13 protein-coding genes are annotated in these 15,163 nt (G+C 69.1%); 11 read left to right on the forward strand and 2 right to left on the reverse strand.

The features are described from left to right. The gene (locus AKG07_RS14455; protein ID WP_053098522.1) at positions 1-1,035 is read right to left on the reverse strand and encodes an FUSC family protein; all 1,035 of its coding nucleotides are present in this window, start codon (positions 1,033-1,035) and stop codon (positions 1-3) included. A gap of 117 nt (positions 1,036-1,152) precedes the next feature. Between AKG07_RS14455 and AKG07_RS14460 the strand changes: the two genes are divergently transcribed. The 10 genes from AKG07_RS14460 to AKG07_RS14505 all read left to right on the forward strand — a co-directional run bounded on the left by AKG07_RS14460 (position 1,153) and on the right by AKG07_RS14505 (position 11,681). Further along, a complete protein-coding gene (locus AKG07_RS14460; RefSeq protein WP_053098523.1) occupies positions 1,153-1,608 on the forward strand; it encodes an SRPBCC family protein in 456 nt (151 codons plus the stop codon). 184 nt (positions 1,609-1,792) lie between these two features. Further along, on the forward strand, positions 1,793-2,044 hold the full coding sequence (locus AKG07_RS14465; RefSeq protein WP_053098524.1) for a hypothetical protein: 252 nt from the start codon (positions 1,793-1,795) through the stop codon (positions 2,042-2,044). 68 nt (positions 2,045-2,112) lie between these two features. Continuing rightward, positions 2,113-5,025, forward strand: a complete 2,913-nt coding sequence (locus tag AKG07_RS14470) for a helix-turn-helix transcriptional regulator (protein ID WP_150115144.1) — start codon at positions 2,113-2,115, stop codon at positions 5,023-5,025. Between the two features lie 77 nt (positions 5,026-5,102). Further along, positions 5,103-5,306: a cold-shock protein gene (locus AKG07_RS14475; RefSeq protein WP_042538190.1), complete on the forward strand. Its 204-nt coding sequence runs from the start codon at positions 5,103-5,105 to the stop codon at positions 5,304-5,306. A 269-nt stretch (positions 5,307-5,575) separates the two neighbouring features. Continuing rightward, a complete protein-coding gene (locus tag AKG07_RS14480; RefSeq protein WP_053098526.1) occupies positions 5,576-6,610 on the forward strand; it encodes an iron-siderophore ABC transporter substrate-binding protein in 1,035 nt (344 codons plus the stop codon). Positions 6,611-6,642: 32 nt separating this feature from the next. Further along, a complete protein-coding gene (locus tag AKG07_RS14485; RefSeq protein WP_072590572.1) occupies positions 6,643-7,686 on the forward strand; it encodes a FecCD family ABC transporter permease in 1,044 nt (347 codons plus the stop codon). A 5-nt stretch (positions 7,687-7,691) separates the two neighbouring features. Then, positions 7,692-8,765, forward strand: coding sequence for a FecCD family ABC transporter permease (locus AKG07_RS14490; RefSeq protein ID WP_053099356.1), 1,074 nt, complete (start codon positions 7,692-7,694; stop codon positions 8,763-8,765). Further along, complete coding sequence (locus tag AKG07_RS14495) at positions 8,762-9,562, forward strand: ABC transporter ATP-binding protein (RefSeq protein ID WP_053098527.1); 801 nt, start codon at positions 8,762-8,764, stop codon at positions 9,560-9,562. The genes AKG07_RS14490 and AKG07_RS14495 overlap by 4 nt, the downstream gene beginning before the upstream one ends. Beyond that, positions 9,552-10,508, forward strand: a complete 957-nt coding sequence (locus AKG07_RS14500; RefSeq protein ID WP_053098528.1) for a siderophore-interacting protein — start codon at positions 9,552-9,554, stop codon at positions 10,506-10,508. Before AKG07_RS14495 ends, AKG07_RS14500 begins: the two co-directional genes overlap by 11 nt. Positions 10,509-10,814: 306 nt before the next feature. Beyond that, positions 10,815-11,681 carry an alpha/beta fold hydrolase gene (locus AKG07_RS14505; RefSeq protein ID WP_053098529.1) on the forward strand — a complete coding sequence of 289 codons (867 nt, stop codon included), beginning with the start codon at positions 10,815-10,817 and terminating at the stop codon, positions 11,679-11,681. A gap of 234 nt (positions 11,682-11,915) precedes the next feature. Here the strand turns inward: AKG07_RS14505 and AKG07_RS14510 are convergent, their stop codons facing one another. Next, positions 11,916-12,923, reverse strand: coding sequence for a LacI family DNA-binding transcriptional regulator (locus AKG07_RS14510; protein ID WP_053099357.1), 1,008 nt, complete (start codon positions 12,921-12,923; stop codon positions 11,916-11,918). 215 nt (positions 12,924-13,138) lie between these two features. Here AKG07_RS14510 and AKG07_RS14515 point away from each other — a divergent pair, with 215 nt between their 5' ends. Then, positions 13,139-15,145 carry a beta-galactosidase gene (locus tag AKG07_RS14515; RefSeq protein WP_053098530.1) on the forward strand — a complete coding sequence of 669 codons (2,007 nt, stop codon included), beginning with the start codon at positions 13,139-13,141 and terminating at the stop codon, positions 15,143-15,145. Positions 15,146-15,163: the final 18 nt, after the last annotated feature.

Below are 15,163 nucleotides of genomic sequence, written 5' to 3' on the forward strand. Positions count from 1 at the left end.
TCATTCCTCGTCGACGAGCTCCGCGCGGATGCGCCTGAGGTCCTCCATCAGCGACCCGATGAGGATCCAGTGCGTCGACGAGGGCGGCCGGATGACGAGAGGCGCGGTCAGTGCCGGGATCGCCGAGGTCAGTGTCTCGGGCTCCGGGGACACGTCGGCGATCTGCACAGCCAGTCGCACATCGTGCCCTGCGCGCCGCAGCTGCTCCGCGATGGCCGTGACGGCCGGCTCCTCCCCGATGGAGTCGTCGTAGTGGTCGAAGTAGGCGCGCGTCATCCCGATGGTCTGCGTCACGATGGGCGTCAGCCGTTCGAGCAGTGCGCGCATCTCGACGAGCTCTTCACGGTGCGTTGACCGGCGCGGGTTCAGAGTGAGGGATTCCTCACCCGCAGCGATGGATGCCTCTGCCGCGTCCTTCATCGGGCGCAGCAGTCTGGCTTCGAGCATGAGCTGATGCAGCGTGGCGGGAGTCTGGGGTTCGGGTAGCGCATCGGCGAGTCGGTCGAGGCTCGAGGCGAGCTCGCTGCCCAGCAGCCCGAGATCGCGTCGGGCCGGGGCGACCAGCACGGGCGGCACGATCAGGGCGTTCACGACGATGCCGATGACCACGCCGATCAGGGTCTCGAAGATGCGCGCTATCGCATAGTCGGGAGTCGAGCCCAGCGCGAGCACGAGCATCGCCGAGATGGCCACCTGGTTGCCGGTGCCGGGCGTCGCCCGGAAGGCCCACGCGACGAGCATGGCCACCACGATGGCGAGCAGCACGATCCAGCTCGGTGACCCCAGGAGAAGGCCCAGGGCGACCGCGATCACCACGCCGACGATCACGCCGATGCTGCGTTCGAGCGCCTTCGACAGCGACTGGTTGACGCTGGGCTGCACGACGAGCAGAGCGGCGATCGCGGCGAAGACGGGGAGCTGTCCCGGAACCACCCATCCCGCGAGCATCCATGCGGCGATCGTCGCCGCGGCGGACTTCACCACCTGCAGCAGGGGTGAGCGCTTCGAGGCGCGGATCGCGGCGTGGATGCGCATGCCTGCAACGCTACTCGGCTAGCGAGTGCCGTCAGGGGAGATGTCAACCCCGTCGCCAAGAGTCGTCGAACGCCGCTGAATGGGATGACACGACCGACGAACAGTGAGGATCATCACATGGTGCAGATCATCGAGACCATCGACGTACACGTTCCCATCGACGTGGCGTACAACCAGTGGACGCAGTTCGAGAGCTTCCCGCAGTTCCTCGACGAGGTGGAGTCGATCGTCCAGCTGGACGACACGCACACCCGCTGGAAGGTGAACGTGGGCGGCGCGACGCGCGAGTTCGACGCGGAGATCACCGAGCAGCACCCCGACGAGCGAGTCGCGTGGAACAGCATCGGCGGTGAGACCGAGCATGCGGGCGTCGTGACGTTCCACAAGCTCGAAGACCTCACGACCCGCGTGACCGTGCAGATCGACTGGGAGCCCGAGGGGCTTCTCGAGAAGGTCGGCTCTCTCGTGGGCGCGGGCTCGCACGCGGTGAAGAAGGATCTCCAGAACTTCAAGGAGTTCATGGAGAAGCGCGGCACCGAGACCGGTGCGTGGCGCGGCGACGTCGACGCCTGATCGACCCCTGAGCTGAGGTCCGAGCGGTGGTGCCCCCATCACCGCTCGGACCTCTTTCGCTGCCCGGACGACGGCACGCCCGGCGTCGACTAGGGAACTCATCAACGGAAGATAGGGCATCCTCCCGATGTCGTCGGGGTGACTCAGAGCGGATTCTGAGGACATCGCACACCGAGGAGATGTCATGTTCGAGCACCCGTATCTCGCCTACAGATCGACCGAGTTCGATCAGGAGCAGCTCGCTCGCGCGGCAGAACGCCGTCGCGTCATCGAGGAGCGCAGCGATCAGCTGGTCCGCAGACAGCCCGGCCCGGTCCGGCGTCTGGCCGGCCGGCTGCTGCACACGACCGACGCATCGCGCGACGCGGCGACGGATGCTGCACGGCAGCCCGAGCGCCGCGCATCCGCGGGCCGCGAACCGGCACCCGCCCGGTGATCGTCGCTCCGCTGCGGGCAGACGGCAGCGCGACGCCGGATGTCGGAGGGGAGTGGCACGATGAATTCATGCCCCCGTCCGCCCCCAGCGCCGCGATGGTCGGCCGAGAGACCGAACTCGCGACCATCCGCGAGCTGTTCCGGCGAGCGGTCGACGGGGTCCCGGTGGCCGCGCTCATCGAGGGCGAGGCGGGCATCGGCAAGTCGCGACTGCTGCGCGAGTTCAGCGCCGAGGTGACGAACCGCGCAGACGTGCATGTCGGCTGGTGCCTCGATCTCGGGGCGTCGCGCACGCCCTTCGGGCCGCTCGCCGGCATCCTCCGGTCGATCGTCGCGAGCATGGGCGCCGACCGGGTGCGGGAGGAGATCGGCGTCGGCGTCGAGGCGCTGGGCATGCTGCTGCCCGAGCTCAACCCCACCGAGCGATCCCAGACGAGCCCTGACCGCCTGCGCGATGCGATCGCGGCGCTCATCGAGGCGGCCGCCGAACACGCGCCGCAGGTGCTCGTCGTCGAAGACCTGCACTGGGCTGACGAGTCGACCCTGGCGCTGCTCTCCTTCCTGTTGCGCGCCCTCGGGCACGGCCGCATCCTCCTGATCCTGACCTGCCGCTCCGACGACGTGCGACGCGGCGATGCCGTGAGCCGCTTCATCGGCGAGTCCACCCGCGCGCGTCTGCTCGAGAGGGTCGCGATCGATCGGCTCGACACCTCGGGTGTCCGTGCGCTCGTCGAATCGCTCACCGGGCAGCCCGTGACAGACGCGGCGCTCGATCGCATCCACGATCGAGCCGAGGGCGTGCCCTTCTTCGTCGAAGAGCTCGCCGGGTGCTCGACCGGTCCCCTGCCCGGCAGTCTGCGCGACCTGCTGCTCGCCCGATTCGACCGTCTCAGCGATGACGCCCGGCGGGTGGTGCAGCTCGTCTCGGGAGCCGAGCGTCCGCTGACCCACCCGCTCGTCACCCGCCTCGCGGGTCTGCCCGAAGCCCGCCTCGACGAGGCGATCCGCGAGGCGACGCTCAGCGGCATCCTCGTCGTGGTCGACGACGACTACCGGTTCCGGCATGCGCTGCTGCGCGAAGCCGTGCACGACGATCTGCTCCCGGGCGAGAGAGCGCGGCTGCATCGGGCGTATGCCGAGGCGCTCGAGGAGAACTGCTCAGGGGTCGAAACCGCCGACTCCGCCGCGCTCGCCTATCACTGGCAGCTCGCGCAAGACGACCGGCGGGCGCTCGCCGCGGCCGTCACCGCGATGGCCGACGCCAAGTCGCGGTTCGCCTTCGCGAGCGCTGCCCGCTTCGGCGAGCTCGCCCTCGACCTGTGGATCCAGGTGCCGGATGCCGAGGCCGTCGTGGGTGTGGCGCGCCTCGAGGTGCTGCGCACTCTCGGTTCCGTGCTGCGCAACGCGGGAGACGGAGAACGGGCGCTCGCCGTGGTCGATCTCGCGCTCGCCGAGGTCGATCCGACGACAGTCGACCCCCGCATGCACGCCCGGCTGCTGCGCGACAAGGCGTATTACACGATGAACCTCGGCCGCGCCGGGGCGGTCCCGCTGCTGCAGCAGGCGCTCGAGATCCTCGAGGCGGGCGTCGACGACGACCGGCTGCGCGCCTCGGTGCTGAACCAGCTCGCCAGTCGCTACATGATCTCGGGGCGACTCGACGAGGCGATCGCGTTGGCGGCGGAGGCGGGCGAGCGGGCCGCGCGCGCCGGGTCGGACGACGAGGCATCGATCGCCGCGAACGTCCGGGGCGGAGCCCGCGCGCACCTCGGCGACCTCGACGCGGGGCACCGCGAGTACGCGCTCGCCCTGCAGCTCGCCAAAGGCACGAACGCCGAGATGAGATACCGGGTCAACTATTCGGATCTGCTCGGCCTGCTGGGGCGCTATCGCGATGCCGTCAGGGTCGCCGAAGAGGGGCTCGCGCCCGCGCGCGCTTTCGGCGTCGAGCGCACCACGGGCGCGCTGATGACGCAGAACATGGCCGTGCCACTGCTCGAGATGGGCGAGATCGAACGGGTCGAGGGGATGCTGGCGCGCGAGCTCGCTCAGCGGACTCTGCGCATCTCGCACATGTACTCCACGATGACGCGCGTGCGGGTGCTCTCCTGGCGAGGCAGACACGAGGAGGCGGCCGAGATCCTTCGCGAGTGGCACCCCGCATTCGAGGAGACCGGTCGGGTCGAACGTCAGATCTGGTACGACGAGGTCATGATGCGCGTGGCCGTCGCCGAGGGGCGGGGCGACCTCGCGGGTGCTCTCGGTGAGGTCAGGGCGATGCTCGCCGATCAGGGGCCGGTGTCCCTGCATCAGCGTCGACTGCTGCTCGAGGCGGCATGGTTCATCGCCGAGCTGCGGGCATCCGGCGTCGAGGTCGAGGCGGCGGTCGCAGACGTGCGCGACGCGTGGCGCGCCCAACCTTCGCAGCTGCGAGGCGACAGGTGGGAGACGATCCTCGAGGCATTCCTCTTCCCGTCCGTCGCAGCCCTGCGCCAGGCGGTCGAGCACGCAGACGACCGCGATGTGCCCGTGACGTTCGCGGTGACCACGCGTCTGGCTCTCGCTCGCGCACTCGTCGACGCAGGAGACCGAGGGGAGGCGAGCGCCGTGCTCTCGGCCGCGATGCGCCAGGCGGAGCGCCTCGGCCACGTTCCCCTGGGGCGGATCGTCGGTGGTTTCCAAGCGGCGGCTGGCCTCGCCGCAGCATCCGGCACCGCATCCGGCACCGCAGCATCCGGCACCGCCGGCGTCGAACCGGATGTCGACCCGCTCACCGCCCGCGAGCGGCAGGTGCTCGAGCTGATCGCCGAGGGTCTGAGCAACCGCCAGATCGGGGAGCGGCTCTTCATCAGCGTCAAGACGGTGAGCGTCCACGTGTCGGCCGTGCTGCGCAAACTCGGGGTGAGCACCCGCACCGAGGCGGCTGTTCTTCAGAAGAATCCGAACTTCCGGGACACCGGTCAGCCTGCCGTGGTACGTTGAGCAGGCGCGTATGTCGGACGTTCCGTCACGGCGCGGGCCGCGCAAGCGGCCGTTTGAAAACAGAAAGTAGAAAACACATGGCCACTGGCACTGTGAAATGGTTCAACGCGGAAAAGGGCTTCGGCTTCATCGCTCCCGATGACGGCACGGACGACCTCTTCGCCCACTACTCGGCAATCACCGGCTCCGGTTTCAAGGAGCTTCGTGAGAACCAGAAGGTCGAATTCGACGCTGAGCGTGGCCCCAAGGGCATGCAGGCTGCGAACATCCGCGCTCTCTGAGCGCGCATAGGCTTCCTGAAGCCGGTCGGATCCTCACGGATCCGGCCGGCTTTCTGCATGTCCGGGTGTTTTCTGCCCGTGCACGTGCCCCCCCCCGCAACGGGCGGGTGCGGTGTGATGTCGACCCCGCGCGAGAGGCGAGGATGACGCCCGGGCCAGGGACCCAAGATGAGGCTTGCCTAACTTTCTGTTAGATTAGGCCAGGCTTACCAAAGCCTTGGCGCCCCTCCGCGCCGCACCCCCCTCATCCCAACCCGAAGGGAACGCCTGTGCGCACCTCTCGTCTCATCGCCGCCGGTGTCGCCGCGGCTCTGGCCGTCGGCCTCACGGCCTGCGCGACGTCGTCGACCGACTCGAACTCCGACTCCGCCGGCGGCAACCCCGCCGATGACGGTGCCTTCCCCGTCACGATCGAGCACGTGTTCGGCGAGACCACGATCGAGGAGAAGCCTGAGCGCGTCGCGACGATCGCGTGGGCGAACCACGAGGTTCCCCTCGCTCTCGGCATCGTCCCGGTCGGCATGAGCAAGGCCACGTGGGGCGACGACGACGACAACGGCATCCTGCCCTGGGTCGAGGACAAGCTCGACGAGCTCGGCGGCGAAGAGCCCGTGCTGTTCGACGAGTCCGACGGCATCGACTACGAGGCCGTCGCCGACACGCAGCCCGACGTCATCCTCGCGGCGTACTCGGGTCTGACGCAGGAGGAGTACGACCAGCTCTCGAAGATCGCACCGGTGGTCGCCTACCCCGAGGTCGCCTGGGGCACCCCGGTCGACGACATGATCGAGATGAACTCGAAGGCGCTCGGCCTCGAGGAGGAGGGCGACGCCCTCATCGAAGAGCTGCACGCCGACGCCGAGGCCGCCCTCGAGGAGAACAGCGCCCTCAAGGACAAGAAGGTGCTGTTCGCGTATGTCGACCCGAGCGACCTGAGCCAGGTCGGCTACTACACCGCGATCGACACGCGCCCCGGCTACCTGCACGACGACCTGGGTCTTCCGCTTCCGTCGATCGTCGAGGAGAACGCAGACAGCAAGGAGTTCTACCTCTCGGTGAGCTCCGAAGAGGCTGACACCTTCGACGACGTCGATGTCTTCGTGACCTACGGCGACGACTCGCTCATCGCCACCATGCAGGCCGACCCGCTGCTGTCGAAGATCCCCGCGATCGCCGCCGGCAACATCGTGATCCTGCCCGACTCCACCCCGATCGCGGCCTCAGCGAACCCGTCGCCGCTGTCGATCCAGTGGGGCCTGTCCGATTACCTCGGCCTGCTGGCAGCACCGCTCGCCGCGAAGTGACCGTCGGCGTCACCTTCGCACACTGAATTCCCGTGACCGCTGTCACCGTTCCCCTGCCGGGCGTCGCAGATCTGCGACGCCCGGCATGGGCGCGCACGCTCTGGCTGCTCGTCGGCCTGGGTGTGCTGTTCGTGCTCTGCATCCTGTCGATCTGCTTCGGCGTGCGCTCCGTGAGCATCGACGACATCTTCGCCGCCCTCGCCGGGCAGGATGACACCCTCGCCCAGGCGGCGATCATCAAGCGCCTTCCGCGCACGGTGCTCGCGATCCTCGTCGGTGCAGCGCTCGCACTCTCCGGCGCGACGATGCAGGCGGTCACCCGCAACCCGATCGCCGACCCCGGCATCCTCGGCGTCTCGAACGGCGCTTCGCTCGCCGTCGTGTTCGGCCTCGCCTTCCTCGGTCTCACCGACGCCTACAGCCAGATGGCACTCGCGATCATCGGCGCCGCCCTGGCCGCGGCGTTCGTCTACACCGTCGGTTCGCTCGGACGCGGCGGTGCCACGCCCCTCAAGCTCGCGCTCGCCGGTGCCGCCACCTCGGCCGCCTTCGCCTCGCTCATCAGCGCCGTCATGCTGCCGCGCGTCGACTTGCTGCAGGCATTCCAGTCGTGGCAGATCGGCGGAGTGGGCGGTGCCGAGTGGCCGCGCATCGCGATCACCGCCCCGGTGCTCGCGCTCGGCGCACTGATCTGCTTCGCCAGCGCCCGGGGCATGAACTCCCTCGCCCTCGGCGACGACATGGCGAAGGGACTCGGCGAGCACGTCTTCCGCACGCGCCTCATGTCGGCGGTCGGCGCCGTGATCCTCGCCGGAGCAGCCACCGCGATCGCCGGGCCCATCGGATTCGTCGGTCTCGTGATCCCGCATGTCTGCCGGATGCTGATCGGCACCGACCACCGCTGGCTGCTGCCGTTCTCGGCCATGGCCGGCGCCGCCCTGCTGCTCGCGAGCGACATCGTCGGCCGCGTCATCGCGCCGACCTCGGAGGAGATCCAGGTCGGCATCATCACCGCCATCATCGGCGCCCCGTTCTTCATCTGGATCGTCCGTCGTCAGAAGGTGCGTGAACTGTGAGCACCATCGACCGGGCTCCCGCCCACACTCCCGCAGCATCCGACCGCACCCGCGACGAGGTCGCCGCGCTCGTCGCGGGCCGTCGTTCACGCCACCGCCGCCACGCCACGGCCACGATCGTGCTCGGTGCGCTGCTGCTCGTGCTGTTCGCCGTGGCGCTCATGATCGGCAACACGTTCTATCCGCTCGACGAGGTGATCCGCGTGATCCTCGGCGAGACCGTGCCGGGGGCGTCGTTCACCGTCGGCGAGCTGCGCCTGCCCCGCGCGGTGCTCGCGATCCTCGCGGGTTTCGCGTTCGGCATCGCCGGCGTCTCGTTCCAGACGCTGCTGCGCAACCCGCTCGCCTCGCCCGACATCATCGGCATCTCGAACGGCGCCGGCGCCGCAGCGGTGTTCGGCATCATCGTGCTGTCGCTCAACGGGCCGATCGTCTCGCTGCTCGCGCTCGGCGGTGCGATCGTCACGGCAGGAGTCATCTACCTGCTGTCGATCAAGAACGGCTTCGCGGGCACTCGACTGATCCTGATCGGCATCGGTGTCGCGGCGATGCTGCAGAGCATCATCTCGTACATGCTGTCGAGGGCGGCGAACTGGGACATCCAGACCGCGATGCAGTGGCTCACCGGAAGCCTGAACAACGCCTCGTGGGAACGCGTGATGCCGCTCGCGATCGCCGCCGTCATCATCGTGCCGCTGCTGCTCCTGCAGGGCAGGGCGCTCGGGGCGATGCAGCTCGGCGACGATTCGGCGTCCGGTCTCGGGGTGCGGGTCAACACGACTCGTCTGCTCTTCATCCTCGGCGCAGTCGCACTGCTGGCGTTCGCCACCGCCGCGACCGGCCCCATCGCGTTCGTGGCGTTCATGGCGGGTCCGATCGCGGCCCGCATCACGGGGCCGGGAGCGAACCTGCTCGTCCCCAGCGCATTCATCGGCGCTGTGCTCGTGCTCGGAGGCGACCTGATCGGTCAGTTCGCGTTCGGCGAGCGCTACCCGGTCGGCGTGATCACCGGCGTGCTCGGCGCTCCGTACCTCATCTACCTGCTCATCCGCACGAACCGCTCGGGAGGCTCCCTGTGACCGAGGCGCACACTCTGACGGCGGAGTCCGTCACTCTCGCCTACGGCGACCGGACGATCATCGACGGCCTCGATCTCGCGATCGCGCCGGGCAAGATCACCACGATCGTCGGCGCGAACGGATGCGGCAAGTCGACCCTGCTGCGTTCGCTCGCGCGTCTGCTCTCGCCGACGGCGGGTCAGGTCGTGCTCGACGGCAAGTCGGTGCACGCGCGCCCCACCAAGGAGGTCGCGCGCATCCTCGGCCTGCTGCCACAGTCGCCCGTCGCTCCCGAGGGCATCGCCGTCGCGGATCTCGTCGGCCGCGGTCGGCATCCGCATCAGAAGATGCTGGCTCGCTGGAGCGCTCACGACTACGAGGTCGTCGCGGATGCTCTGGCCGCCACCGGCACCACGGAGCTCGCCGACCGCAGCGTCGACGAGCTCTCGGGCGGCCAGCGTCAGCGCGTGTGGATCGCCATGGCGCTCGCGCAGGAGACCGACATCCTGCTGCTCGATGAGCCGACCACGTTCCTCGACGTCGCTCACCAGGTCGAGGTCCTCGATCTGCTCACCGACCTCAGCGTCTCGCGCGGCACCACGATCGTGATGGTGCTGCATGACCTCAACCTCGCCGCGAGGTATTCCGACGAGCTCGTCGCGATGAAGGAGGGCAGGGTGCACGCCACCGGCGCTCCGCAGGATGTCGTGACCGCCCAGCTCGTCGAAGAGGTCTTCGACCTCGCGAACCAGATCACCATCGACCCGGTCTCCGGGAAGCCGATGGTCACCCCGATCGGAAGGCATCATGTCCGCTGAGACCACGACCGAACGCCCCACCTACGTGCTCGCTCGCGCCGAGGTGCGCGGGGTCGAACGGGTGTCGCCGAACTTCGTGCGGATCACGTTCGGCGGCGACGATCTTCTCGAGTTCGGCACGCCGGGTGACGTCTTCGACTCCCGGATCAAGATCGTGTTCCCGCCGGCATCCGGCATCCTCCCCGATCTCGATCGTGAGACCGACGACTGGTGGGGTTCCTTCCTCGCCGTCCCCGAGGAGGACCGCGGATCCATGCGCACCTACTCGGTGCGTGACCTGCGGGTGACGGATGCGGGCACCGAGATCGATGTCGATTTCGTGCTGCACCTGGCGCCCGGTCTCACGGGCCCGGCGTCGCGCTGGGCCGATGCGGCGGCGGTCGGCAAGGAGCTCTTCATCGTCGGACCGCGTCGAGGCGTCGCCGCGGCCGCACACGGCGGCGCCGAGTACGAGCCGGGCACCGCGACGTCGGTCGTCCTCGCCGGTGACGAGACGGCGGCTCCCGCGATCGCGCGCATCCTCGAAGACGCCCCGAGCGACCTTCGAGGCTGCGCCTTCATCGAGGTGCCGTCCCCGGCCGACGTCCTGCGCATCGACGCGCCTGCCGGGGTCGAGGTGCACTGGCTGCCTCGCGATGCGGGTGAGCCCCACGGTGTGCGGCTGATTCCCGCCGTGCTCGAGTACCTCGGAGATGCGGATGCTGCCGACGAGATCGACGTGAAGGACATCGACACGGAGGCCCTGCTCTGGGAGACCCCCGACTACTCGGGTCTCGGCGAGGAGATCGCGGAGGCGGATGCTCCCGCGGAGCGCTACTTCTGGATCGCCGGCGAAAGCGGCGTCGTCACGACGCTGCGCCGCCACCTGGTCAAGGATCTCGGCATCGACCGCTCGCAGGTCGCCTTCATGGGCTACTGGCGACGCGGCGTCGCCATGCGCGGCTGAGGCCGGGCGGTTCGGGGGGCCGTTCTCGTTCGCGTTGGCGTTCGCGTTCGCATCGCAGGAGATCTCACGTAACGAAGGCGCGGATCCGGCATCCGATCCTTCGCCGAGCGAGATCTCCTTCACGGGATGCGGTCGGCTGGCACGAGATGCGGTCGACTGACACGGGATGCGGTCGGCTGAGACGGGATGCGGTCGGCTGAGACGGGATGCGGTCGGCTGTCACGAAGAAGTGTCGAAGCGCTGGCGCCAGCGGATGCCGCGCCGTAGCATCCCAGTGGAATCGTTCGACGCCGAGGAGGCCACCCGATGACGCAGCACACCCTCGAGCTCCCGGACGTCGACCTCGTCTACGACGTGCATGGGCCACTCCCGACGAAGGATGGCCGCCCTCCGTTGATGATGATCGGCCAGCCGATGGATGCGAGCGGCTTCCAGGCGCAGGTGAAGCTGCTCGGCGATCGCACCGTCGTGACCTACGACCCACGAGGGTTGGGCCGCAGCGTGCGCAAGGACGGCGGAGTCACGAACGAGCCCGATCTCCAGGCCGAGGATGTCCACGCGATCATCGAGGCGCTCGGTGCGGGCCCTGTCGACATGTTCGCGAGCAGCGGCGGAGCCGTGAGTGCTCTCGCTCTGGTCACCGCGCACCCTCAGGACGTGGTGACTCTGGTCGCCCACGAGCCGCCGATCGACTGCGTGCTGCCTGATGCCGAAGCGGTGCATCGAGCGCGAATCGCCTGTACCCGGGCATATCAGGAGCGAGGATGGGGTGCCGGAATGGCGGCGTTCGTCGCGATGACGTCGTGGGAGGGAGAGGTCACCGAGGAGTTCCTCGCCCAGCCGGCCCCCGACCCCGCGGCATTCGGGATGCCGACGGAGGACGACGGCTCGCGGAATGATCCACTGCTGTCCGAACTCTCGTGGGCGGTGCCGCTCTACGAGCCGGATCTCGAAGCGCTGAAGGCATCCCCGACTCGGATCGTCGTCGCTGTCGGGGAGGAGTCGCTGAAGGGCTACACCGGCCGCACCGCGCTCGCCCTGGCCGAGAAGCTCGGACAGCAGGCGACGGTCTTCCCCAGTCACCACGGCGGCTTCATGGGTGGCGAGTTCGGCTATGCCGGGCAGCCCGAGGCCTTCGCTGCCACGCTCCGCGAGGTGCTCGACCGGCCGTAGGGGGCGAGCGAGACCTCGTCGACGCGTCCTGTCATCAGCCATCGCACGCACCGAAGGAGATATCGCGCTGCGAAGGGCCTCACGCGGCCTTCGGTCCTTCGCTGCGAGAGATCACCTTCGCAGCGCGCGCACGAGCGGCAGCGGGAGCGCGAGCGGGAGCGGGAGCGGGAGCGGGAGCGGGAGCGCGAGCACGAGCGGGAGCGGGAGCGGGGGCGGCAGCGGAGCGAATGCCGCCTACGCGGTCGCGCGCACCACGAGCTCGGTGTCGAGGATGACCGAGCGGGGGGATGCCCCGGCGATGACCTCGAGCAGCACGGCGACCATCTTCGCGCTGATCTGATCCCACGGCTGGCGCATGGTCGTGATCGGGGGCTCGTGCGTCGCGGCGAGGCCTGAGTCGTCGAAGCCGGCGATCGCGATGTCCTCGGGCACGCGGCGCCCTGCGCGGCGGGCGGCGGCGATGGCTCCGGCCGCCATCCGGTCGGATGCCGCGAACACCGCGTCGACGTCGTGCTCGAGCATCCGCGTCATGGCGGCGAGTCCTGACTCGTACGAGTAGTCGCCGCGCTCGACCAGCGATTCGTCGTAGAGGTCGCCGAGCTCTTCGCGGAATCCGACCAGGCGATAGCGGCCACCGGGGGTGTCGTCAGGGCCGGCGATCATGCCGATGCGGCGGTGTCCCTGCGTCACGAGGTGCGCGGCCATGGTGCGGGCGGAGGCGATCTCGTCGACGGAGATCGTCGAGAGCTCGCGTTCGTGCCCGAGCGGCACGCCGCAGCACACAGTCGGGATGCCGACCTCGATCAGCTGATCGAGCAGCGGGTCGGACTCGTGCGACGAGATGAGCATGACGCCGTCGACGTGTCCCGCGCTGAGGAACTGGGCGACGCTCTCGCGCTCGGCGGGTGTTCCGGCGACGAGGAGCACCAGGGTCATGGCCCGTTGGGCGAGAGCCTCGGCTGCTCCGCGCAGCAGCAGTGCGAACGTCGGATCGTCGAACAGCAGCTGCTGCGGCTCGGTGAGGAGGAAGGCCAGGGAGCCCGCTCGACCGGTCGCGAGGCTGCGAGCGTGATGGTTGGCGGTGTAGCCGGTGGCGAGGATCGCCTCTTCGACGGCCTGCCTGGCGTCGGGAGACACCCAGTGCCCGCCGTTGATCACACGCGAGACCGTGCTGCGGGACACCCCCGCCTGCGCCGCGATCTGGCGGATCGTCGGCTTGCGCTTCGCGCTCACATCACTCATCGCCTGTGACTCTACCCACAGCATCCCGTCCAGCGGTAGTCCAACCTGGGATCGGTCTCAGTTCGGTAACGGCGGTTGTGGTCGACGCCGAACCTGGGGTAGAACTGAGACCGGTCCCAGTCATGTCCCCGTGACAACCTGAGACCGGTCCCAGTCGAATGAGCGACAGCACGTCGGGACCCGCACCACGACCACACCGACCCGATGGAGTGCCGATGACCTCGCCCCACGCCTGGCCCGACCTGCGCGGAATCGCCTACGGCGGCGACTACAACCCCGAGCAGTGGTCGCCCGAGACGTGGCGCGAAGACGTCATCCTGATGCGCGAGGCCGGGGTGAACCTGGTCAGTGTCGGCATCTTCTCGTGGGCGCTCATCGAGGTCTCCAAGGGCGAGTTCGACTTCGCCTGGCTCGACGAGCTGCTCGACCTCCTGCACGAGAACGACATCAGGGTCGACCTCGGCACACCGACGGCCTCGCCGCCCGCCTGGTTCTTCGCGAGCAACCCCGACGCGCACGTCATCGACCGCGAGGGCCGCACGATGGGCTTCGGCTCGCGCGGCATGGCCTCGCACTCGTCGCCGGCCTACCGCGAGGCGATCGTGCGGATCGCGGATGCTCTCGCGGCGCGTTACGCACAGCATCCTTCCGTCGTGCTGTGGCACGTGCACAACGAGTACGGCGTTCCCGTCGGCGAGGACTATTCGCCGAACGCGGTCGCCGCCTTCCGGCTCTGGCTCCAGGAGAAGTACGGCTCGCTCGACGCACTGAACAGCGCGTGGGGCACCGCCTTCTGGGGCCAGCACTACTCGGCATGGGAGCACGTCGCCGCCCCGGCCATCGCCCCGAGCGTCGTGAACCCCGCCCAGCGCCTGGACTTCGCGCGCTTCACCGATCACCAGCTGCGCGCGTGCTTCATCGCGGAGCGCGACGCGATCCGCGCGCACGCCGACCAGCCGATCACGACCAACTTCATGGCGAACCAGAGCTGGACCACGGACCTCTGGGCGTGGGGCCGCGAGGTCGACATCGTCTCAGACGACCACTACCTGTGGGCCGCCGATGAAGACGCTCACATCGGCCTGGCGATCGCCGCCGACCTCAGCCGCTCGGTGGGCGGCGGCAAGCCGTGGATCCTCATGGAGCACTCGACCTCGGCCGTGAACTGGCAGCCGCGCAACATCGCGAAGCGCCGGGGAGAGATGAAGCGCAACTCGCTCACGCACCTCGGTCGCGGGGCCGACGGCATCCTGTTCTTCCAGTGGCGCGCCGGGCGCTCCGGTGCGGAGAAGTTCCACTCGGCGATGCTGCCGCACGCCGGCACCGAGTCGCGGGTCTTCCGCGAGGTCGTCGATCTGGGTGTAGCACTCGGGCGCCTCGACGAGGTGCAGGGCAGCGTCGTGAAGGCCGACGTCGCGATCCTCTGGGACTTCGAATCGTTCTGGGCGCAGGACCTCGAGTGGCGCCCGTCCGAAGACGTCACGCACGCCGCCCAGGTGCGCCGCTTCTACGAGCAGCTCTGGCGTGACGGCATCACGGTCGACTTCGCCCTGCCCGGCCAGGACCTCTCGGGCTACCGCCTGGTCGTCGCTCCGGCACAGTACCTGCTGAGCACGGCGGATGCCGCCAACCTCACCGCCTACGTCAACGACGGCGGCACCCTGCTCGTGTCGTTCTTCTCGGCGATCGTCGACGAGAACGACGCCGTGCACGCCGGTGGCTTCGTCGCGCCGTTGCGCGAGGCGCTCGGCCTCACGGTCGAGGAGTTCCTGCCGCTGCGCGAGGGCGAGAGCCACGGGCTCGACTGGGTCGATCACGAGGGCATCGTCGCCGACGTCTGGCAGGAGGACATCGCGCTCGAAGGAGCCGAGGTCGTCGCGAACTTCTCGGGAGGACCCGGAGAGGGCGAGCCGGCCATCACGCGTCACCGCCACGGAGCGGGCACCGGCTGGTACGTCGGCACCCGTCTGGATGCCGCGGGCATGCGCGCCCTTCTCCACGAGGTCTGCGCGGATGCCGACATCACCCCGTCGGGCGTCGCCGACGGCCTCGAGGTCATCACGCGTCACGGCGCCGACGCGGTCTACCGGATCGCCGTGAACCACCGTGACGACGACGTCGAGCTCGATGCCTCGGGCATCGAGCTCCTCAGCGGCGCCGAGGTCTCGGGCGCCCTGACCATCGCGGCGGGCGGCGTCGCCGTCATCCGCACCTCCCACTGACCGCACGAACCGCACGAA

The sequence above is a fragment of the Microbacterium sp. CGR1 genome (assembly GCF_001266755.1).
Taxonomy (GTDB): Bacteria; Actinomycetota; Actinomycetes; order Actinomycetales; family Microbacteriaceae; genus Microbacterium.